The following is a 22,647-nucleotide window of genomic DNA, read 5'->3' on the forward strand; positions in this document are numbered from 1 at the left end:
GAGTTTGAATGGAGCTAAATGAATCGGTACGCAGTCTTCCCGGCGTAGGCGAAAAAACGGCGGAATTATTACAAAAAGTGGAAATCTCAACGGTAAAGGATTTGCTTTACTATTTGCCGCGCGCCTATAAAGATTTCTCGCACTGCAAAAAAATACGGGACGTAAGTTTTGGAGAAACTGCTTTTTTTAAAGTTAAAATCCTTTCACAGCCCCAAGTGAGGCGTCCGCGGTATAAGCTTGAAATCACTTCTTTTCAAGTCTCGGATGGAACGGGGATTGCAATTGTCGATATTTTCAATCAAGTTTATATCAAAAACAATATCGTCCCGGGGAATATAATTTATATCTACGGAAAATTGGAACAAAAGTTTGGGAAAGTCCGCATTACCTCGCCCGAACTCTATTTCAAAAAACCGCAAGAATCTTTTTTGCCCATTTATCCGTTGACGGCAGGCCTCACACAAAATATGCTCCGGAAATTTTTGCGGGAGGCCTTGCACACTGCAGAATTTACAGAGGTCTATTCAGATGTTTTTCTGCGAAAAAATAAGCTGTTTGGGCTCAAAGAGGCTCTTCGCGAAGTACATTTTCCGGAAACTGCTGAACGGGCGGAAAAGGCGCGTCTGCGGATTATATTTGACGAACTTTTGTTATTTAACCGTATGCTTGAATTGCTTGGAGAGGAAAAACGTTTACAAAACCGGATACGTATCGAAGGCAGTTTTCTTGAAGAGTTTTCCAGATATTTGTCATTTGAATTGACAGGAGCGCAAAAGCGCGTCATGCGTGAAATTGAAAACGATCTGACGGGAGAGCAGGTGATGAACCGCCTCGTTCAGGGCGACGTAGGCAGCGGAAAAACGGTGATTGCTTTTTTTGCTATGTATTGTATGTATCAAAATGGCTATCAAAGCATATTGATGGCGCCGACTGAAATCCTGGCCCGGCAGCACTACGAAACAGCGTTAAAATTGTTTCCTGAAGAGAAAATCGTTTGCCTGACCGGTGCACTGACCGCAAAAAAGAAAAGCGAGTTGCGAGAAAAAGTGGCTGATGGCACTCTGAAAATCATCATAGGAACGCACGCACTCTTATATGGAGATATTTCTTTTGAGAATTTAGGCCTTATTATCACGGATGAACAGCATCGTTTTGGCGTAAAGCAGCGTGCGGCACTTTCCGGAGGCAGGCAGGAGGTCCATACGCTGATTATGTCGGCAACGCCTATTCCGCGTACGCTTTCGCTCGTTTTGTTTGGGCATACGGATATTTCTGTTGTGGATGAGCTTCCGCCCGGCCGCAAGGAAATCAAAACATATCTGATTCACGGTTCCAAATATAACGATATGATTGGATTTATCGCAAATGAACTTAACCAGGGCAGGCAGGCATATATCGTGTGCCCCCTGATTGAGGACAGCGGGGGAATGGAAGCTAAATCTGCCAAGCAGATGTTTGATGAGCTGAAGTCCTGTTATCCCGGAAAACAAATGGCCTTAATCCATGGAAAGCTGAAAAATGCCGAGAAGCAAAAAATTATGGAGGATTTTTCCAGTGGGTCCTTGCAAATCCTGGTCTCTACTACGGTAATCGAAGTTGGAATTAACGTACCAAATGCAACGGTAATGGCAGTGATGAATGCGGAGCGCTTCGGCTTGGCGCAGCTGCACCAGCTCAGGGGGCGCGTAGGGCGCGGGAAGCACCAGTCTTATTGTTTCCTCGTTTCCGATAACCAGAACGCATATGAACGCCTGCGCGTGCTCGTCTCAAGCAATGACGGTTTCAAAATTGCCGAAAAGGATATGCAGATCCGTGGAACGGGCGATCTTTTGGGGACGCGCCAGCATGGTGCCGGAACGCTGAAAGTAGCGAATCTTATTACAGATATGGGACTGCTCATACGGACGCGGGAGGTACTTGACCAGTTGAAAAAATCTGGCGGCCCGGAATACGGGGCCATAACCGCGGCGGCGAAGGAAGAATTGAAAAAGAAACTGATTGAAATTGCCTTGAATTAATTTGCGTCTTGACACGGCAAGTCGTTTATATTATTATAGTAGCGTGATATCGATTTACTACGCTAAATTATCCGAGGGGAAATAAACAAAAAATGGAACAACTAAAAATGCAGGTTCCGACAGGCGCCTGGGATTACCTGCCGATAGAATGTGCGGCAAAAAGAAAAGTGGAAGACAAGATCAGAAACAGTTTTTTAAAGAGCGGCTACAGCGAAATTGAAACGCCTTCTTTTGAATATTATGAAGTGTTTATGCATGATTCCGTGCCGTATGTACAGGAAAATATGATGAAGTTTTTTGATCAGAAAGGCAGGATACTGGCTTTGCGGCCTGACTTGACGGGACCGATTGCCCGTGCTGCTGCCACGAAGCTGCTTGCACGGCAAGACATATTGCGGCTGTGTTATATTCAAAACGCTTTTGGATTTTTCAATCGTGGGATTGCGGGAAAAACTGAATTTACGCAGGCCGGTGTGGAATTGATCGGGAAAAAAGGCGCGGATGCGGATGCAGAAGTAATTGCGCTTGCAATTGGTACGTTGCGCCAAATCGGTCTGGAAGGATTTAAAATCGAACTTGGACAAGTGGCATATTTTAAGGGCCTGATTGAAGGAAGCGGGCTGGATGAAGAACAGACGGAACGTATTCGTTCCCTGGTAGATGCCAAAAACAACGTTGAGCTGGAATACGAACTTTCCCGTCTTAACATAGAAAATACCAAAAAGAAGGCTTTGCTGGAGCTAGGCGGCCTGTTTGGCGGACGGGAGGCACTTGCGCAGGCGGAAACACTTGCCAAGAGCGAAGAATGCCGCGCGGCGGTGGAAAACATTCGTGAAGTATACGATATTCTTTGTGATTTCGGATATGAAGAATATTTATCCATAGACTTTGGCATTCTCAATAATTTCAATTATTATTCGGGCATCATTTTTCGCGGGATATCGGATGGCATTGGTATGCCGATTCTTTCCGGCGGGCGTTATGACGATCTGCTGCGTGAATTTGGTACAGATGCCCCGGCGACGGGCTTTGCTATGGGAGTAAAAGAACTGCTTATCGTACTTGAGTGCCAGGGGAAATTGGCTGCGCAGCGTGAAAAATCTATCGTTGTCCGTGCCGGAAAAAAGTTACTGCGGCAAGCGTTTTCCTATGTGCAGGAACTGCGCGCACAGGGCAAACGGGTTATTCTTGAATTGAACGGGAGTACTTATGATCCCGCTTTATTTGAAATCCGCGACTTTGCGGAGGGGGAGATGAAATAAATGGAACTAACGATAGCGCTTGCAAAAGGCAGGCTTGCCAAATTTGCAATTGAATTATTTGCCAAATGTGGAATCGATACTTCGGAATTGCGGGAAGATACGCGTAAATTGGTTGTTTACGATAAAAAGAGCGAGTTGCGTTTCGTTTTGGTGAAGCCTTCGGATGTACCGGTATATGTTTACCGCGGCGTTGCTGATATCGGTATTGCTGGAAAGGATACGCTTTTGGAGGAAGGGCTTCCGTTATATGAAATGCTTGACTTGAAGTGCGGAAAATGCAAAGTGTGCGTGGCCGGGTATCCCCGGCAGGAAGAAAGGATTACTTCTAATATTACGCGTGTTGCGACGAAATATCCGCGCATTGCGAAAATGTATTACGATGAAAAAGGGGAGGGCATCGAGATTATCAAGTTAAACGGAAGTATAGAACTTGCACCGATTCTTGATCTTTCGGATGTTATTGTGGATATTGTTGAGAGCGGTACAACAATTCGCGAAAACGGCCTTACGATCCTGGAAGAAGTGTGCGATATCAGCGCACGGCTGGTGGTAAACCAAGTCAGCCTGAAGACAAAGGCAGAAAAAATACAACCGCTTATTGAAAAAATGAAGACCGCACTGGAGGATATGTGATATGTTGCCTATACTTTCGGCGAAAGAGACGGATTTGCTCAAAAGACGGTTACTGGAACGTGCCAATACGGATTATACGGAACAGGAAATGGTTGTTAACTCAGTACTCAGGGATGTGCGTGAAACCGGAGACAGCGCCTTGTTCTCTTATATTGAACGCTTCGATGGATTTAAGGCGAACAAAGACAATTTGGTGGTCACGGAAGAAGAGGTTGAACAAGCGTTCAAAATAATTGATCCCTCTCTTCTTGAGGTTATGGAGGAGTCGGCAGCAAATATCGAAGAATTTCACAACCACCAAAGACGCGAAAATTGGTTTATTGAAAAAAATGGGAAGTATTTAGGACAGTTATATTTACCGGTTGAATATGCCGGTGTGTATGTCCCGGGCGGAAAAGCCGCTTATCCGTCGAGTGTATTGATGAATATTATTCCTGCCAAATGCGCGGGCGTACCTAATATTTTTGTAGCAACCCCAGCGTTGGGCGGGAATATAAATCCGGTAACAATTGCCGCTGCTAAAATTGCAGGGGCGCATAAGATTTACAAAATGGGCGGCGCACAGGCGATTGCTGCCTTTGCATACGGCACGGAAAGCGTGCCGCGTATGGATAAAATTACGGGACCGGGCAATATCTATGTTGCGCTTGCAAAAAAGAGCGTTTATGGGCAGGTTGGCATCGATATGATTGCCGGGCCGTCTGAAGTCCTTGTAATTGCCGATGACAGCGCGAATGAGCGTTTTATCGCTGCGGATTTCCTTTCACAGGCCGAGCACGACGAGCTTGCAGCCTGTATGCTGGTGACGGTAAGCAGGTCAAAAGCGGATGCGGTGCGTACGGAGATTATGCGGCAAGCGGAACTGCTTCCCAAAAAAGATATTGTTTTGAAATCGCTGGAAAAGTATGGAACGATTATCGTAGCGGAAACGCTGGATGAAGCGGTAGAAACCGCAAACCGGATTGCTCCCGAGCACTTGGAGATTTGTACGGAAGATCCGCAGGCGCTTCTCTCCAAAATTCGAAATGCGGGTTCTATCTTCCTTGGGGAATATTCACCGGAACCGCTTGGGGACTATTTTGCGGGAACAAACCATGTGCTTCCAACGAATGGTACGGCACGCTTTTCCTCGCCGCTTAATGTAGATGATTTTCAAAAGAAATCCAGTGTGATATACTATTCCAGAGAAGAATTCGAAAAGGTTTACCGTAAGGTGGAAGCTTTTGCACAGGCAGAGGGGTTGGACGCGCACGCACGTTCTGCGGCGATTCGCTTTGAGGACTGAAAGGGGATAATAAGTGACTAGAAAAGGTTCGGTTGCAAGAAAAACGAATGAAACGGATATTCGGCTGGAAATTGAGCTTGACGGCTCCGGATGCTATGAAATTAATACGGGTGTGGGCTTTTTAGACCATATGCTCGACTTATTCGCCAAACATGCAATGGTAGATTTAAAGCTTGCTTGTAAGGGAGATACGCAGGTAGACGCGCATCATACTGTGGAGGACTGTGGAATCGCGCTTGGCGAAGCGATCAGAATTGCGCTTGGCGATAAAGTAAGTATCAAAAGATACGCAACCAAATTTGTTCCTATGGATGAGACGCTCATAATGGCGAATCTGGATATCAGCGGGCGTCCTTATTTTGTATATAACATAGACTTGCTGCGAGATAAGGTGGGAGATTTTGACACAGAGCTATGCGAAGAATTTTTCCGTGCAGTATCCGTCAATGCGGGCCTGACCCTACACCTCAATCTGCAATATGGAAAAAATACTCACCACATCATAGAAGCGGCGTTCAAGGCCTTCGGCCAGGCGTTGAGAGAGGCTGCTTCCATTGATCCCAAAATCAAAGGCGTGTTTTCTACGAAGGGTATGTTATGATAGCTGTGATTGATTATGGAATGGGCAACCTGCGCAGTGTGGAGAAAGCATTCCAATATCTTGGTTTTGACGTATGTGTAACAGACCAAAAACAAACGCTCAGGGACGCTGACCATATTGTTTTACCGGGAGTTGGAGCTATTGCGGACGCCCTTTCGAACCTCGAGCAGCGCGGCCTTACCACTGAAATTGTCAAACAGGCTGAAAGCGGAAAACCGTTTTTGGGAATTTGCCTCGGTATGCAGCTTTTGTTCGGGAAAAGTTACGAAAATGGTGAATACGAAGCGTTGGGCCTCATTGAGGGTGACGTGAAGCCTTTTTGTCTGGAAAATATGCGAGTTCCACATATGGGATGGAATTCCCTGATTGTGAAGAACAATCCATTATTCCGGAACGATGGAGAGCAAAAGTATGTATATTTTGTACATTCCTACCATGCCGATGGCGTCCCGGAAAAAAATGTAATCGCCAGAACCGGGTATGGATACGATTTTGTTTCCGCTGTACAGAAGGATAACTTATTCGGCCTGCAGTTTCATCCCGAAAAAAGTGGTGAAACAGGCCTTACCATGTTGAAAAATTTTGGAGGTTTGAAACTATGAAAATTTATCCCGCAATCGATATCAGGGATGGAAAATGCGTCCGCTTGATGCAGGGAGAGCTACAGCGTTCTACGGAATACGGCGATCCGATCGAAATGGCAAAGCGCTGGGAAGACGAAGGCGCTTATTATTTGCATGTGGTTGACCTTGACGCGGCTTTCTCAGGCTCTTTCGTAAATCAGGAAATCATTACAAAGTTGGTGCAATCCATCAAGATACCGGTCCAGATGGGCGGCGGTGTGCGGACCAAAGAAGATATACGCGTACGTCTCGATGATGCCGGGATTTCCCGCGTGATCCTTGGCACGGTTGCAGTAGAAAATCCGGAACTTGTGAAGTGGGCGGTTGCACGGTATAAGGACCGCATTGCCGTAGGAATCGATGCCAAAGAAGGGCGGGTCGCAATCAAAGGCTGGGCGGAAGATTCCGATATGGATCCGGTTTCGCTGGCAAAGGACATGCACGCCATGGGAGTCGCAAACATTATTTACACCGATATTTCTAAAGATGGAATGATGGAAGGGCCAAACCTTGAAAAAACGGAAATGATTGTGAAAAAAACATGGATGAATCTGATTGCTTCCGGAGGCATCAGCAGTCTTGACGATATACGGAAGGTACGTGAAACAGGGGCATGCGGCTGTATTGTTGGCCGGGCCTTGTACGACGGCGCATTCACTTTGCAGGATGCAATGAAGGCGGCAAAATAGGATGCTGACGCGAAGAATTATTCCATGCCTTGACGTTCACGCGGGGCGCGTCGTAAAAGGCGTTAATTTTGTTGATCTGCGGGATGCAGGCGATCCGGTCGAAATTGCAAAGGCTTACAATGAGCAGGGCGCGGACGAGATTACGTTTCTGGATATCACTGCTTCTTCGGATGACCGGGGAATTATGGAAGATGTTGTTGCACGTACGGCGGAACAGGTATTTATTCCGCTGACGGTAGGTGGAGGCATTCGTACAGTGGACGATTTCCGGCGTATTTTGAAGGCCGGTGCCGATAAAATATCCATCAATTCAACAGCGCTTAAAACACCAAGCCTGATTAACGACGCTGCCGCACGCTTTGGAAGCCAGTGTGTTGTGGTTGCAATTGATGCCAAAAGGAACGAAAAAGGAACTTATGATGTTTATTTAAACGGCGGAAGGGTGAATACCGGAAAAGACGCCGTCGCCTGGGCCAAAGAAGCCGTAAAGCGCGGCGCGGGCGAAATCCTTCTCACCAGCATGGATGCAGACGGTACCAAGGAAGGATATAATATTGAGCTTACAAAGCTAATCAGTGAAGCAGTAAGCGTTCCCGTTATTGCGTCTGGCGGCGCGGGAAAACTGGAAGACTTCGCAGAGGTCATCCGGGAGGCGGATGCGAGCGCTGTTCTTGCAGCTTCATTGTTCCACTATAAAGAGTTGACGATCCGGCAAGTAAAAGAATATTTGAAACAAAAAGGAATTGCGGTAAGGAGCATATAATCATGGAAATCAAATTTGACGAAAAAGGGCTGGTGCCCGCGATTGCGCAGGAAGCGCGTACAGGGGCGGTTTTAATGCAGGCATATATGAATCAGGAGGCGTTTGATAAAACGCTTGAAACAGGATATGCGCATTACTATTCCCGTTCCAGAAAAAAACTGTGGAAAAAAGGCGAAACCTCCGGCAATGTGCAAAAGGTTGTCAGCGTGAGTCTGGATTGCGATGGCGACTGCGTACTTCTTAAGGTGGAACAAACCGGGGTTGCCTGCCATACAGGGGAATATTCATGCTTCTTTAATTGTGTGCAGGAAAATGACAAGGTAGCAAATTCGTCCCTGTTATACGAACTTTACGACCTGATCGCGGACCGTAAGGTACACCCCAAAGAAGGCTCCTATACCAACTATCTCTTTGAAAAAGGGATCGATAAAATCCTTAAGAAAATTGGAGAAGAAAGCGCTGAGGTAATTATCGCGTCTAAAAATCCGGGGACCTCGGAGTTGCAGTACGAGGCAGCAGACCTTATCTATCATCTGTTGGTATTGATGAATGAAAAAGGGCTCAGCCTTACAGAACTGTTTGGAGAATTGCAGGGAAGGAGATAAAATTTCTTGCAAAGCGATTTGCGGATGTGGTATAATAGCATCCGATAACGCACTTGCGCAGATTTTCAGTACTCGTGCCCAAAGCGGGTTCTGCTGGAAAAAAGAAGCGCGGGGAGGCATAAAACGAGGAGGTAAATTTATTATGTCAGTTATTTCTATGAAACAGCTCCTGGAAGCAGGAGTACACTTTGGTCACCAGACACGCCGTTGGAACCCAAAAATGAAGCGGTTCATTTTTACGGAACGCAATGGTATCTACATCATTGACCTGCAGAAGACAGTCAAAGAAGTGGAAAAAGCATATTACTTTGTGCGCGACATCGCTATGGACAACAAGACGGTGCTTTTTGTGGGTACAAAAAAGCAGGCTCAGGAATCAATCGAAGCGGAAGCGAAACGCTGCGGAATGTATTATGTTTCCAATCGTTGGCTGGGCGGTATGCTGACCAATTTCAAGACGATCAAAAGCCGTGTGGCGCGTCTCAACAAAATTGAAGAGATGGAGCAAAACGGCGATATGGAATTGCTTCCCAAAAAGGAAGTTATCCAACTTATGCATGAGAAGGAAAAGCTGCTGAAGAACCTTGGCGGTATCCGTGAGATGAAGGATCTTCCGGGCGCGCTCTTTGTTGTTGATCCGCGAAAAGAACATATTGCGATCGCGGAAGCCAGGAACCTCGGCATTCCAGTTGTGGCAATCGTAGATACGAATTGTGATCCGGACGAAGTGGATTATCCGATTCCGGGAAATGACGATGCAATCCGTGCGGTAAAACTGATTACGTCTAAAATGGCGGATGCGGTTCTCGAAGGCAAGCAGGGAGAGCAAATGGAAGAAGCTGCTGAGGAAGCGGCGGAAGTTCTCACAGAGGCGGAAGAAGAAGTTGCTGCTGCAGAAGAAATCGCAGAAGAGATTGCTCAGGAGATTCTTCCTGAAGCAGAAGCGGAAGCTGTAGTAGTTGAAGAGGAAAAATAAGTATCGGAGGTAGAAATAGATGGTTTCGGCAAGTGATGTAAAAACATTGCGTGAGCGTTCCGGTGCGGGCATGATGGACTGCAAGAAGGCCCTGCAGGAAGCAAACGGAGATATGGAAAAGGCAAGCGAACTGCTGCGCGAGAAAGGTCTTGCGGCTGCAGTGAAGAAAGCCGGCAGGATTGCAGCGGAAGGTATTGTTGGTTCCTATATCCATATGGGCGGTAAAATTGGCGTTCTGTTGGAAGTAAACTGTGAGACAGATTTTGTTGCCAAGACAGATGCTTTCCAAGCGTTTGTAAAGGATGTAGCGATGCACATTGCAGCATCGAATCCGCTGTATATTTCTGAAGAAGAAATTGAACCTGCGGTTTTGGAAAAAGAAAAGGAAATCCTGACGGCACAGGCACTCAATGAAGGCAAGCCTGCAAATGTCGTCGAAAAGATGGTGGAAGGCAGAATCAAGAAGTTCAAGAAAGAGATTTGCCTGCTCGATCAGCCATTCGTAAAGGATCCCGACAAAACAGTGCAGGATCTGGTAAACGATCAGGTTGCGACAATCGGTGAAAAAATTTCCATCCGCCGTTTCACGAGATATGAAATGGGCGAGGGTCTCGAAAAGCGTCAGGATGATTTCCAGAAAGAAGTTATGGAGCAGGCGGGGCTCTAATTGGTTGTACACATCCCAATCAAAAACACAAGAAATGGGATATTAAAAAAGCAAAAAAGAGAACAAAAAGAGTGTTGAGTTTGTAGAAGCGAACCAACGCTCTTTTTTGTAGTAAAAGCGAAAAAGTAGGGAGCATAAATTCAATACAAAAAGACCTCCAAAAAGCTTTTATATAAAGGAAAACGGTGGGGGATGAATTGTATTGAGAAGTGGTATTGTTTCTGAAATAAAAATGCATTTAGTGCAAAATAAAATGAAGATAAAATAATTAATCATTTTTCTTCATAATGCGCAGAAAATGCCTATTTAAAAGGATTTGTGGTGTTTTTTATGTCTAATGAGTTTTGCCCTATATCTTGTTTTTTTAAATCGGATTTCTTGCGTTTTCATTTTGTGCTTGGACATTGGTTGTACACATCCCAATCAAAAACACAAGAAATGGGATAATAAAAAAGCAAAAAAGAGAACAAAAAGAGTGTTGAGTTTGTAGAAGCAAACCGGCACTCTTTTTTAGTTTCGGAACAAATGGGCGCATTCAAAAAAGCTTTAAAATAGTGAGGTTGAATTGTATTAGGATAAAACAGTACTGAATGGCATCTTTTACAAATCATAAACAAAAAACCATTTCCAAAAGCAGAAAAGAAATTACGATATTGAAGTATCATGATATAATGTGCATAAATAAAAATATAAATTTGTCGCTTCACCCGAATGTTAAAATACGTTGCTTGTTGCAACGGGAATTTCCACCTAAAATAGTGGTGACAACTGAAAGAAAGGTGGTTATCGTTGATGTTAAACGAAAATATTAAAACAATTAGAAAATCAAAAGGACTCTCGCAACAAGAACTTGCTATCAAGCTGAACGTGGTGCGACAAACGGTTTCTAAATGGGAGCAAGGATTGTCGGTTCCAGATTCCGCTATGTTAATTTCCATATCAGAAATACTTGAAACACCCGTAAGCACTTTGCTTGGAGAGACGGTTGTTGGCTTGGAGGTCGATGGGTTAAAAACAATTTCAGAAAAACTTGAGATTATAAACCTACAGCTCGCACAAAGAGAAACCGCAAGGAGAAGAATGTTTCATTGGTTATTTATTTTATTAAGCGTAGCCATAATAGCGATTTTTGTGGTCTTGGGAGTATTAAATAGCCCTTATCTGGATTGGAATTACAGCGACCCTGAAACCGCTGTTTTTGGTGCAGCTTTTCATACGTTTGAATGGTTATTTATTAGATTAGCACCTGTTATCCTTATAGGGGCAATTGCCGGTATCTTCTTGACACGGAAAAAAATATAAAGTTATTTTTCTTTTAGGGTATAGCCTTCCAGCTTCGGAACAAACGCAATATTTTCTTGCAATCATTAAAAATAGATAGAGCAGGCAATTTGTATGGGGCGAAAAATATAAGCCAAACGAAAATTGCAGGCGGTAAAACCCATTGCCGAAAGAAGCATAGTTTGGTATAATCGTTACAGCATCGGACAGGAAGAAGGTATTTTTATGGCTGACGAATCTATTGGAATGGCTGACAAGGCAGTTAAGTTTCCACAGATGCATGCATCAGCGATCAAAGAGAACACATTTGTGTTCTCTTTTTTGGGGGAAAAACGGATATCGGAGGGATACTATGGAACCAAAATATAAGAGAGTCATTATGAAGATCAGCGGTGAAGCGCTTTGTTCGCCTGAGAACAGGCCGCTTGATTTTGATATCATTGATAATGTTACCGAACAAATTATCGAGGTTGCGGCCCAAGGCGTAGAAGTGGGGATCATTGTCGGCGGTGGGAATATCTGGCGTGGCGCGCGGGTTGGAAAACATATGGACAGGACGACGGCAGACTATATGGGAATGCTTGCAACTGTAATCAATGCACTGGCACTCCAGGATTCTTTAGAAGAGAAAGGATTGCAGACACGCGTTCAGACAGCTATCGAGATGCGGCAGATTGCAGAGCCGTATATTCGCAGGAAGGCAATGAAACATCTCGAGAAGGGACGCGTCGTTATATTTGCGTGCGGCACGGGGAATCCATATTTTTCAACAGATACGGCGGCAGCCCTTCGGGCGGCAGAGATGGAAGTTGACCTTATCATGCTGGCTAAAAATGTGGATGCAGTCTATGACAGCGATCCCAAGGAAAATCCTCATGCGCAGCGTTTTGACACGATTACTTATATGGACGTAATTAATAAAGGACTATGTGTAATGGATAACACGGCGATTACCCTATGCATGGACAACCATATTCCGATTAATGTATTTGGAGTAAATGAAAAAGACAGTATCAGGAGGGTTGTGCATGGGGAAAAAATAGGTACGATGATCAGGTGAACGAATCGATAAAATCTCCAAGTAAGGATTGAGTTTTAGCTCCGGTTACGATACAATGGATATGAACTAAAAAGCACCTTTTTTACAAAATCTGAAAATGGTGAAAGGAATGGGTGACAAATGCAAATTAAACACGAGGCACTCGAAAAGGCCGAAACAAAAATGGATAAAACGCTTGGCGTTTTGAGAAAAGAGCTTGTCAGCATTCGCGCGGGCAGGGCAAACGCGCAACTTTTAGATGGAATCATGGTCGATTACTACGGCACTCCTACGCCAATCAATCAGGTTGGCAACATTGCAGCTCCAGAACCCCGTCTTTTGACGATTTCTCTTTGGGATCCCAGTATGCTGCATGAGGTGGAAAAAGCGATTCAGGCATCTGATTTGGGCATCAACCCCGCCAATGACGGAAAGATCATCCGGCTTGCTTTTCCGGAAATCACTGGTGAAAAAAGGCAGGAACTCGTAAAACTCGCAAAGAAAAAAACAGAAGAAGCCAAAATTGCAATCCGTTCAATCCGGCGTGATGCAAATGAGGTATTTAAGAAGGACAAAAAAGCAAGCGTCGTTACAGAAGATGACTATGAAATCCTTGAAAAGGAGATCCAGACGCTGACGGACAAAAAAACCAAGGAAGCGGATGAGATCCTTGCAGCAAAGGAAAAAGAAATCCTTGAGATCTGATCTTTTAGGCCTTGATCTCCGGGAAGCGGAAGAAATACTTGCACGGGAAGGCAAGGCTTATACCGTAGTGCGTTATGTTTCCTATAAGCCTTATCAGGGCACGGATTCAGTGCGGGTGCTGCGCGTGCGCGAGCGGGATGGAGACTATGAGCTTTTGACAGGCGAATTTATTACAAATGTTAAGACGTCTCAGGGCTGAAGCCTTGAGACGCGCTTTTTAAGGGGAGAATAATTTGGGCTTTTTTTCAAAAAAGCGTTCCGCCGATCTGACGGAACTCGATTTAAATAAATTACCGGTACATGTTGCGGTCATTATGGACGGAAACGGGCGTTGGGCCAAAAAGCGTTTCCTGCCACGGGCAGCCGGGCACCGTGCGGGAATGTATAAAGTAAAGACGATCATTCGCATGAGCAGCGATATTGGTATAAAGCATCTGACCCTGTATGCATTTTCCACAGAAAATTGGAAGCGCCCTAAGGAAGAGGTTGGCGCGCTCATGAGTCTCTTGATTGAGTTTCTCCAAAAGGAACTTGATGAAATGCACGAGCGAGGTGTGGTTTTCCGCACCATTGGGGATATTTCGAAACTTCCGCAGGCAGTGATCGATGTGCTTGAAAATGCCAAACAGAAAACCCGGAACAACACAGGGCTCGCGCTTAACATTGCGCTTAATTACGGTTCGCGGATTGAGATCGCGAACGCTGTGAAGCAGATTGCCGCCGAGGTAAAAGCTGGAACGCTGGCGATTGAGGATATTACACAGGATACGGTCTCCGGGCATCTTGAAACAGCCGGACAGCCGGATCCTGATTTTATGATCCGCACAAGCGGGGAAGAACGCCTGTCCAACTATCTGCTTTACCAACTGGCTTATGCGGAATTCTATTTCACACCTGTATATTGGCCAGACTTCGACGAGCATGAATATGAAAAAGCGTTGCTCGAATATCAGAACAGGCAGCGCCGTTACGGTGGTCTTTAAGGAGTAAAGGACATATGCTGAAACGTATTTTATCGGCAGTACCAATTATTATCATTGTCGCTCTTGCTGCGATTTTTCAAAGCTGGGTAATGATAGTGTTCGCGGTTGTACTTGCCCTTGCCACACAGTTTGAAATTGTGAGGGCACTGGATAAAAATGGAAAACCTGTTGTAACCTATCTTTCCTATGCATTTTCCGTAATTCTGGCGGCTTTTTTCGTTGGATTTTTTATTTTGCTGCAAAAAGGTATGGATTACATAAACTGGATGCCGCTCATGCTGCTTTCGGCGTTTGTTATCCTGATTATGCTGACATTTATCACCGCCATGTTCTCAAAACGGCACACGGCAGACAGTGTAGCAAATACGATCTTTACTTTTGTATATCCACAGCTTTTCCTGGCGCTCTTTTATATGTTGATCCTGGGCAATATCGGCGAATATTACCGTATGCTCGTAGTATTCCTTATGGTGCTTGTGCCCGCCATGTTTTCGGATACGTTTGCATATTTTTTTGGCATGGCATTTGGCAAGCGCAAACTTTGCCCGCAGATCAGCCCCAAAAAAACTGTGGCGGGAAGCGTCGCCGGAATCGTTGGCGGAGTGGTAGGTGCGCTTTTAATTACATTGCTTTTCTGGCGGGGACAAAACCTCGCTGGTTTTATGGCGGCAGGGGCCCTTTTGGGGGCTGTTTCCCAATTTGGCGATCTTTCTGCATCGTTCATAAAGCGTTCACTGAATATTAAAGATTTTGGAAAGATTTTACCCGGGCACGGTGGTATAGTAGATAGGATGGATAGTATATTGTTCTGCATTCCAGCCGTGTTTATTCTGACAATTGCCGGACTGGTGGCATAAAACTGACTAAGGAGAAATTGGTTGAAAAACGTTACAATATTGGGGGCGACCGGCTCTGTGGGACAGCAGTCGGTGGATGTGGCGCGGGCATATGCGGACCGTATTCATGTAGGATGTATTTCTGCGCACCGGGATGTAGAGGCGTTGGCGCATATAGCAAACGACCTGAAACCGGAATATGTAGCAGTTACAGGAGTAAATGCGGATGTTGAAAAACTCGGCACGTTGCTTGATTATGAGCCGGTAATCCTTTCGGGGTATGACGCCCTTCTTGAGGCATGTACTGCGGGAAAGCCGGATATGGTTATTTTATCTGTTCTCGGGATTGCAGGATTACCTGCATTTGAAGAATGCCTGAGGCATAAAATTACCGTTGCTCTTGCAAACAAGGAGTCGCTTGTTTGCGGCGGAAAAGTGATACAAAGGATGATTCGTGAAACAGGAACGCTTGTCCTGCCCGTAGATAGCGAGCATTCGGCGTTATTTCAATGCCTTAACCATGAGTTTGATGTAACAGATGTGCAAAATTTATGGATTACCGCCTCCGGCGGGCCATTCCTGCGCTGGAGTAAGGATGAAATCGATCATGCTCCGCTTGAAAAAGCTTTGAAGCATCCGCGTTGGTCCATGGGGCAAAAAATTACAATTGATTCAGCGTCTCTTGCAAATAAGGGACTTGAAGTAATGGAGGCCCATTTTATGTATGGTGTTCCGGCGGAGCGGATCAAAGTGCTGATTCATCCGCAGAGCATTATTCATTCTATGGTGGAATGGAGGGATGCTTCAGTATCGGCGCAACTGGGCCCGGTAGATATGCGTATGCCAATCCAAAAAGCGTTGCTTTTCCCCGAAATGCTGGAAAATCCCTGCGTTAGACCGCTGAATTTTTATGAGATCGGCAGCCTTGAATTTTTCGAGCCGGATATGGAGAAATTTCCTTGCCTTGCGCTTGCTTTCGAAGCAATCCGGACGGATACAACCGCAGTTTATAATACGGCGAATGAGGAAGCGGTCGCTTGTTATCTGGCAGGTAAAATTGAATTCGGGAGGCTGAGTGGATTGATTGAGAGCAGTATCAGAAAATTTTATACAGATAAACCGAAGACTATTTCTGAAATACTGAATCTGGACAAAGACATCAGAGCATATGTGAAGACATTGCTCTAAACGCCAGGAGGAAAATGATTGCAGATTGTACTAAGTATTGTGGTGACGCTGCTGGTGCTGACAGCACTCGTCGTCGCACATGAATTTGGACATTATATCGTAGCAAAAAAGCGCGGAATCAAAGTTGCTGAATTTGCGATTGGCTTTGGACCTAAACTTATCAAGTGGCGCCGGGGAGAAACGGAATTTTCGATCCGCCCCTTTTTCATCGGAGGATATAATAAGTTTGCCGACGATGAGGAAAAAGACCCCGTTCCCGGGGATTTTCGTGCTGCATCCCTGAAAAGCCGGTTCCTGACGATTATTGCCGGCCCCCTGATGAATGTAATTGTCGCCGTTATACTGGCGGCGGTTCTCCTGATGACCGTAGGCAACGCACAGCCCGTTGTTTCGGGGCTTGAACAGGGTTCTACCGCACAGTCCGCAGGCATCATGGAGGGAGACATTATCCGTGAAATGAACGGAGTGCGTATTGATTTTACCTATGATTTACAGGATGCCTTTGGAGCGGAACAGGGAGATATCCTTGCGCTTACCGTGGAGCGTGATGGGCAAAAGATTTCATTCAGCGTACCTTATGAACCGGAAGAGGTAGATGGCAGAAAAGTGACAGGAATGTCTCTTTCGCTTGAGCCGCGAACGTTTCATTTTTTTGAAGCCATTGCGCTCAGCTTCAAATGGCTTTTTCTGGTAACGCGCGAAATGATTATGGCGCTTGGAAACCTGTTCTTCATGGGACAGGGCGTGGAAAACATGTCGGGAATCGTTGGCGTCGCAAGCATGGTAGGGCAGGCTGCAATGATCGGATGGGATCAGGTAATTAACTTAACCGCGCTTCTGAGCATCAACCTTGCCATCGTCAACCTGCTTCCGATTCCTGCACTTGATGGCGGAAAAATCGTTCTGTATGCCGTGGAAGGAATACGGAGGAAGCCTGCATCTCCCAAAGTGGAAGGAACGCTTAACCTGATCGGTATGGTACTTATTTTCGGACTTGCCATATTCCTGATTTTCCAGGATGTGCAGCGTTTGATATTGTAAAGGACGAGAAAATGAAAACAAGTGAAGTGAAAATTGGAACTGTTGCAATCGGGAATGGGAATCCAATTACAATCCAGTCGATGACAAATACGGATACACGGGATATAAAGGGGACGGTTGCGCAAATTCACGCGCTTGAGGAAGCAGGGTGCGAAATTGTCCGCTGTGCCGTACCTGATGTAGAAAGCGCTTTCTCATTCCGTAAAATTAAGGACTCCATTTCCATCCCTCTTGTTGCAGATATCCATTTTGATGCCCAGGCGGCAATTGCAGCCATTGAAAACGGCGCGGACAAAATCCGCATCAACCCTGGCAATATTGGCGGACGGGAAAAAATTATCGCCGTAGTGGATGCGGCCAAAGCGGCACATATTCCAATCCGGGTGGGTGCGAATGCAGGTTCCTTGTCCAAAGATGTCCTGCAAAAGCACGGCGGACCCACGGCGGAGGCTTTGATCGAAAGCGTACTTGAAAATATTCATATTTTAGAGCGTGCGAAATTCAATGATATTGTGGTTTCCATTAAATCTTCAAACGTTCCTGTGTGTGTGGAGGCCTACCGAAAAATCGCAAAGCTGACAAACTATCCGCTGCATCTGGGCGTAACAGAGGCGGGAACCTATCATATGGCGGTCATTAAATCCGCTATTGCAATGGGTTCCCTGATCCTGGATGGAATTGGCGACACTTTACGTGTTTCCGTAACGGGGGATCCTGTACAGGAGGTTTATGCTGCACGCGATATTCTGAAGAGCTGCGGCGTACGGAAATCGGGGGTAGAGATCATTTCCTGTCCGACATGCGGCCGTTGTACGATCAATATCGAAAAAATCGCTGAGAGCATCGAAAAGTTCACACAAAATATCAGTATTCCCCTTAAAATTGCTGTAATGGGTTGTGCGGTCAACGGTCCGGGGGAGGCCCGCGAAGCAGATCTCGGAATTGCCGGCGGACGCGGTGAAGGGTTGTTGTTTTCTCACGGAAAAGTCATCAAAAAAGTGGACGAGTTTGATATCTTGCCGGAACTAAGGCGTATGATTCTGGAATTGGTAGAGGAAAGGAACAAAGAACGTTGAACGCGCTTATAAAAAGTCTCACACAAGTTATTGACAAAATCAACAAAGATAAGCGTTTTTCGAACCTGATACAGTTCGACCGAGTAGAATTTATCGCAGAAGAAGAAGTGTTGCGGGCTTTTTTCAAAACGGTGGAGCATCTTGCACCATTCGAGTTCTTGAAAGTGAAACGGGAACTGGAAGAATCCTGCAATGTAAAAATAAAAATTTCACTGGATCAATCCTGCCATGCAGACACCTTATTTCAAGACGAAAAAATATTGGAACAGTATCTGAAAGATTATCTTATCTTATCGGAACCTACCGTCATGCCTTTTATCCAACCAGCAAAAATAGTCTTAAATGACCGTACACTGGAAATCCTTTGCGCTTCGAAGATGGCAGAAGGAATTATTAGTACGATGAAGTTAAATATACTGGCAGAACATTTCCTGAATGATATCTATGGGGTGAACGGCAAAGTGCGCATTGGCGTGGCTGAAGATGCACAAAGCGGCTACAAAGTATCCGCAGATGTGCAAAAGGCTATCTGCCCCCGGAATAATCCGCAGAAGCCGGCCGTACGCCCGGTGCCGGTCAGGGACGAGGCACCACCGCCATGGGAGGCCCCGCCGGAGGAAGCGGAACCGAATATGCCGCCTGCCGATGCTTCGGTTGCGCTGAAACCTAAAAGTACGGCGCCGAAGGGAGCGGTAACAAAAGTATGCGAACTCAAAGCGGATACGCGCGTTACCATTGAAGGCGAAGTAGTTTATACAGAAGATAAAGAACTTAAAAATGGAGAACTCATCAAACATAAATTTGTACTCTCCGACTATACATCCAGTATTACCTGTTTTTTCCTGGAGGGCAATAAATTTAAAACGCGGCTGACTCCGCCTAAAAAGGGTCAGTGGGTCGTAGTGACAGGCCTATGCGCAGACGACAGTTTTGAGCATGAGAAAACAGTGAAGGCGCAAAAAATTGAAAAATCCAATCACAAGGATAGGGAAGACAAGGCGGAATCAAAGCGAGTAGAGCTTCATGTACATACGCAAATGTCAGCACAGGATGGCGTTTCGGATGTCAAAAAAATTGTAGCGCGTGCCGCAAAATGGGGACATAAAGCGATTGCAATCACAGATCATGGAGTCGTACAGGCTTTTCCGGATGCTGCAAACGCGGCAAAAGCAAGCGGCATCCACCTGATTTACGGTGTGGAAGGTTATATGATCGATGACTCGAAACGTATTTATGATTCCGATATGCCTAAAGGCTTCTATGATGAATACGTCGTATTTGATATTGAAACCACCGGTCTTTCGCACATTAATTGCGATATTACGGAAATTGGCGCCGTTCGTGTTATAAATGGAGAATTGACTGACCGTTTTCAGACATTTGTAAAGCCCAGCGGGCCAATTCCGCCCCGTATTGTTTCATTGACGGGGATCAACGACGACATGGTAAAGGATGCGCCATTGCCAGAGGCAGCACTTGCGGAGTTCAGGCGTTTTTGCGGAGACAACGCCGTTCTGGTTGCCCACAATTCGGACTTTGATACAAAATTTATTTTTCATAAGTCTGGGGAATTTGGGATCACTTATAAGAACACGGTGGTAGATTCCCTTGCTTTATGCCGCCTTGCGTTTCCATCCCTCAAAAATCATAAACTGAATACGGTGGCGGCCCACTTGCACATTCCGCTAGAGCATCATCGTGCGGTGAACGACGCGGTGTGCACTGCGAAAATTATGCTTGAATGTTTCCGGGAATTTGAAAAGCAAGGCGCACAGGACATGCAAGGCGTAAACCAGATGTTTTCGGGCCATGCAACTGGTAAGAACGCGAAAACATATCATATTATTTTGCTGTGCAAAAATAAGCAGGGATTGAAAAATCTGTACAAGCTTGTTTCTTTTGCCCACCTCGATTATTTTTACCGTAAGCCACGGATGCCAAAGAGTGTAATCGACGCGCATCGGGAAGGACTCATTATCGGGTCGGCCTGCGAGGCGGGCGATCTTTACCAGGCGATGCTTGCAGGGGCTGATGAAAAAAAACTCCTGCAAATTGCGTCTTTTTATGACTATTTGGAAATACAGCCTACCGCCAACAATGAATTTATGGTCAAAAAGGGGATATTGGCTGGAAACGAGGATATCCGCCGGCTGAACAAACGCATCGTCGAGTTGGGAAGGAAACTTAATAAACCGGTTGCCGCAACATGCGATGTGCATTTTCTCGATCCGCATGAGGAATATTTCAGACGGATTATTTTTCAAATCCAGGGTTATGATGATACGGAACAAGCGCCTCTCTATTTGCGCACAACCGACGAAATGCTCAAAGAGTTTGAATACTTGGGAGAAGAAACCGCCCGCGAGGTTGTGATCGAAAACCCCAATAAAATTGCGGATATGACGGAAGAAATTGAATTGTTCCAATCGGAAACCGCCATGCCCAGTTTACCGAATGCATCGGAAAACATTACTGAACTCGCTTTCAAAACCGCAAAGGAAAAATATGGAGACCCACTTCCTGAACTCATCGAGGCACGGCTGAAAAGGGAACTGGATTCCATTGTTTCTCATGGATTTTCCGTCTTATATTATAGCGCGCATCTTTTGGTTAAAAAATCCAATGACGACGGCTACCTCGTTGGCTCAAGGGGGTCGGTTGGATCCAGCCTCGCGGCAACCATGACGGGAATTACGGAAGTAAATCCGTTGCCGCCGCATTATGTATGCCCGGCGTGCAAACACTCCGACTTTGATATCGACAAAGAAAAATATCCGTCGGGCGTTGATCTGCCCGACGCAATTTGCCCAAAGTGCGGAACAAAATATATCAAAGACGGGTATGATATTCCTTTTGAAGTTTTCCTGGGAATTGATGCGGACAAAGTGCCTGATATCGACCTGAATTTCTCAGGTGAATACCAGCCGACTGCGCATAAATATACTGAGGTAATGTTTGGCAAGGGGCATGTGTTCCGTGCGGGAACAATCAGTGCCGTTAAGGATAAGATTGCGTATGGATATGTAAAAAAATTCCTCGAACAAACGGGAACACAGGCTAACGAAGCAGAAATCAACCGCCTCGTTCAGGGGGTTTCCGGCGTAAAAAAAACAACGGGGCAGCATCCGGGCGGTATTGTAATCGTTCCTCACGATATGGAGGTATATGATTTTACGCCGGTACAAAAACCGGCCGATTCTGCCGAAGCGGAGTGGGTTACTACGCATTTCGACTTCAACTCGATGCATGATATCCTGATTAAGCTTGACATTCTTGGGCATGATGTACCGACTATTATCAGGCTCTTGCAGGATGCAACGGGCATCGATCCATTGACTATTCCCCTTGACGATCAGGAAACCATGGCTCTTTTCTCCGGCTTAAAACCTCTTGGATTGAAATCCAAGGATTTACTTGGGATACAGACGGGAACGCTGGGCATACCGGAATTCGGCACAAAGTTTGTGCGCCAGATGCTGATGGATACAAAACCGACTACGATGTCTGAAATTGTACGAATCAGCGGTCTTTCCCATGGTACGGACGTATGGCTTGGGAATGCGCAGGATTTAATCAAAGCCGGAACATGCACCCTCAAAGAAGCAATCTGTACACGTGACGATATCATGAATTACCTGGTCGACAAGGGTGTGGAAAAGCGAATGGCATTTTTCATAATGGAAGCAACCCGAAAAGGAAAGGTCGCAAAAAACGGTTTTACAGAGGATATGCAAAAGGCGCTCGACGATGCGCATATTGCAGATTGGTTTATTGAATCCTGTAAAAAAATCAAATACATGTTCCCCAAAGCGCACGCCGTCGCCTATGTTATTATGGCATACCGTATTGCTTACTGTAAGGTGCACTATCCCGAGGCGTTCTATTCGTCTTATTTTACGGTCCGTTCAAACGATTTTGACGCTTCTTACATTCTGGGGGGGCTCGACGACATTAAGAAAAACTGGCAAATTATTGAAAATAACGGCAATGCGACAGCCAATGAGAAAAATATGGCGACTATGCTCGAAGTAGCGTGTGAAATGTATTTGCGTGGTTATCATTTCCTCCCGGTTGATCTTGACCGGTCAGACTCTGAGAAGTTTCTCATTGAAGAGGGCGGACTGCGGCTGCCATTCCTCTCGATTCCCAAACTTGGAGGAAATGCTGCGGCGAAAATTGTAGAAGAGCGGGAGAAGGGGGCTTTTATTTCCATTGAAGATTTAAGGAAACGTGCAAAGCTTTCCGCATCTGTTATCGAAGAAATGCAAAAAATGGGGACGCTAACCGGACTTTCCCAGACAAATCAACTGAGCCTGTTTGATTTTTAGCATACGGTTTTGCAATTGACTATTTATCCGTGCGGCTATATAATATTA

The 22,647-nt window shown here is 45.7% G+C and carries 22 protein-coding genes; all 22 read left to right on the forward strand.

Annotation, left to right across the window (positions count from 1 at the left end; genetic code table 11):
* Positions 1 to 8 precede the first annotated feature (8 nt).
* The 22 genes from recG (at position 9) to H8S18_RS01930 (ending at position 22,599) form a co-directional block, all read left to right on the forward strand.
* Positions 9 to 2,018 (forward strand): ATP-dependent DNA helicase RecG, encoded by a 2,010-nt coding sequence (gene recG / locus H8S18_RS01825; RefSeq protein WP_186856598.1) that lies wholly within the window; start codon positions 9 to 11, stop codon positions 2,016 to 2,018.
* A 92-nt stretch (positions 2,019 to 2,110) separates the two neighbouring features.
* Complete coding sequence (hisZ, locus tag H8S18_RS01830; RefSeq protein ID WP_186856599.1) at positions 2,111 to 3,280, forward strand: ATP phosphoribosyltransferase regulatory subunit; 1,170 nt, start codon at positions 2,111 to 2,113, stop codon at positions 3,278 to 3,280.
* Positions 3,281 to 3,913, forward strand: a complete 633-nt coding sequence (gene hisG / locus H8S18_RS01835; RefSeq protein WP_186856600.1) for an ATP phosphoribosyltransferase — start codon at positions 3,281 to 3,283, stop codon at positions 3,911 to 3,913.
* A 1-nt stretch (position 3,914) separates the two neighbouring features.
* Positions 3,915 to 5,198, forward strand: coding sequence for a histidinol dehydrogenase (hisD, locus tag H8S18_RS01840; RefSeq protein ID WP_186856601.1), 1,284 nt, complete (start codon positions 3,915 to 3,917; stop codon positions 5,196 to 5,198).
* A 13-nt stretch (positions 5,199 to 5,211) separates the two neighbouring features.
* Positions 5,212 to 5,799 (forward strand): imidazoleglycerol-phosphate dehydratase HisB, encoded by a 588-nt coding sequence (hisB, locus tag H8S18_RS01845; protein ID WP_186856602.1) that lies wholly within the window; start codon positions 5,212 to 5,214, stop codon positions 5,797 to 5,799.
* A complete protein-coding gene (gene hisH, locus H8S18_RS01850; protein ID WP_186856603.1) occupies positions 5,796 to 6,401 on the forward strand; it encodes an imidazole glycerol phosphate synthase subunit HisH in 606 nt (201 codons plus the stop codon). The genes hisB and hisH overlap by 4 nt, the downstream gene beginning before the upstream one ends.
* Positions 6,398 to 7,111, forward strand: a complete 714-nt coding sequence (hisA, locus tag H8S18_RS01855) for a 1-(5-phosphoribosyl)-5-[(5-phosphoribosylamino)methylideneamino]imidazole-4-carboxamide isomerase (protein WP_186856604.1) — start codon at positions 6,398 to 6,400, stop codon at positions 7,109 to 7,111. Before hisH ends, hisA begins: the two co-directional genes overlap by 4 nt.
* A 1-nt stretch (position 7,112) precedes the next feature.
* On the forward strand, positions 7,113 to 7,874 hold the full coding sequence (gene hisF, locus H8S18_RS01860) for an imidazole glycerol phosphate synthase subunit HisF (RefSeq protein ID WP_186856605.1): 762 nt from the start codon (positions 7,113 to 7,115) through the stop codon (positions 7,872 to 7,874).
* A 2-nt stretch (positions 7,875 to 7,876) separates the two neighbouring features.
* The gene (gene hisIE / locus H8S18_RS01865; protein ID WP_207721622.1) at positions 7,877 to 8,479 is read left to right on the forward strand and encodes a bifunctional phosphoribosyl-AMP cyclohydrolase/phosphoribosyl-ATP diphosphatase HisIE; all 603 of its coding nucleotides are present in this window, start codon (positions 7,877 to 7,879) and stop codon (positions 8,477 to 8,479) included.
* A gap of 142 nt (positions 8,480 to 8,621) precedes the next feature.
* On the forward strand, positions 8,622 to 9,455 hold the full coding sequence (gene rpsB, locus H8S18_RS01870; protein WP_186856606.1) for a 30S ribosomal protein S2: 834 nt from the start codon (positions 8,622 to 8,624) through the stop codon (positions 9,453 to 9,455).
* Positions 9,456 to 9,474: 19 nt separating this feature from the next.
* Entirely contained in the window at positions 9,475 to 10,122 is a 648-nt protein-coding gene (gene tsf, locus H8S18_RS01875) for a translation elongation factor Ts (protein WP_186856607.1), read from the forward strand.
* Between the two features lie 792 nt (positions 10,123 to 10,914).
* Complete coding sequence (locus tag H8S18_RS01880; protein ID WP_186856608.1) at positions 10,915 to 11,424, forward strand: helix-turn-helix domain-containing protein; 510 nt, start codon at positions 10,915 to 10,917, stop codon at positions 11,422 to 11,424.
* Positions 11,425 to 11,628: 204 nt separating this feature from the next.
* Positions 11,629 to 11,772, forward strand: coding sequence for a hypothetical protein (locus H8S18_RS01885; protein ID WP_186856609.1), 144 nt, complete (start codon positions 11,629 to 11,631; stop codon positions 11,770 to 11,772).
* A complete protein-coding gene (gene pyrH, locus H8S18_RS01890) occupies positions 11,756 to 12,463 on the forward strand; it encodes a UMP kinase (RefSeq protein WP_186856610.1) in 708 nt (235 codons plus the stop codon). Before H8S18_RS01885 ends, pyrH begins: the two co-directional genes overlap by 17 nt.
* A 120-nt stretch (positions 12,464 to 12,583) precedes the next feature.
* Positions 12,584 to 13,147, forward strand: coding sequence for a ribosome recycling factor (gene frr, locus H8S18_RS01895; protein ID WP_186856611.1), 564 nt, complete (start codon positions 12,584 to 12,586; stop codon positions 13,145 to 13,147).
* The gene (locus H8S18_RS01900; RefSeq protein ID WP_186856612.1) at positions 13,137 to 13,346 is read left to right on the forward strand and encodes a hypothetical protein; all 210 of its coding nucleotides are present in this window, start codon (positions 13,137 to 13,139) and stop codon (positions 13,344 to 13,346) included. Before frr ends, H8S18_RS01900 begins: the two co-directional genes overlap by 11 nt.
* A gap of 34 nt (positions 13,347 to 13,380) precedes the next feature.
* Positions 13,381 to 14,130, forward strand: a complete 750-nt coding sequence (locus H8S18_RS01905) for an isoprenyl transferase (RefSeq protein ID WP_186856613.1) — start codon at positions 13,381 to 13,383, stop codon at positions 14,128 to 14,130.
* 14 nt (positions 14,131 to 14,144) lie between these two features.
* On the forward strand, positions 14,145 to 14,987 hold the full coding sequence (locus H8S18_RS01910) for a phosphatidate cytidylyltransferase (RefSeq protein WP_186856614.1): 843 nt from the start codon (positions 14,145 to 14,147) through the stop codon (positions 14,985 to 14,987).
* Between the two features lie 21 nt (positions 14,988 to 15,008).
* Positions 15,009 to 16,154: a 1-deoxy-D-xylulose-5-phosphate reductoisomerase gene (gene dxr / locus H8S18_RS01915; RefSeq protein WP_186856615.1), complete on the forward strand. Its 1,146-nt coding sequence runs from the start codon at positions 15,009 to 15,011 to the stop codon at positions 16,152 to 16,154.
* A gap of 18 nt (positions 16,155 to 16,172) precedes the next feature.
* Positions 16,173 to 17,195 carry a M50 family metallopeptidase gene (locus H8S18_RS01920; protein WP_186856616.1) on the forward strand — a complete coding sequence of 341 codons (1,023 nt, stop codon included), beginning with the start codon at positions 16,173 to 16,175 and terminating at the stop codon, positions 17,193 to 17,195.
* 11 nt (positions 17,196 to 17,206) lie between these two features.
* The gene (gene ispG / locus H8S18_RS01925) at positions 17,207 to 18,271 is read left to right on the forward strand and encodes a flavodoxin-dependent (E)-4-hydroxy-3-methylbut-2-enyl-diphosphate synthase (RefSeq protein WP_186856617.1); all 1,065 of its coding nucleotides are present in this window, start codon (positions 17,207 to 17,209) and stop codon (positions 18,269 to 18,271) included.
* Positions 18,268 to 22,599, forward strand: a complete 4,332-nt coding sequence (locus tag H8S18_RS01930) for a PolC-type DNA polymerase III (protein WP_186856618.1) — start codon at positions 18,268 to 18,270, stop codon at positions 22,597 to 22,599. Before ispG ends, H8S18_RS01930 begins: the two co-directional genes overlap by 4 nt.
* The last annotated feature ends 48 nt before the right edge of the window (positions 22,600 to 22,647 follow it).

The organism is Christensenella tenuis (assembly GCF_014287795.1).
GTDB classification, from domain to species: domain Bacteria; phylum Bacillota; class Clostridia; order Christensenellales; family Christensenellaceae; genus Christensenella; species Christensenella tenuis.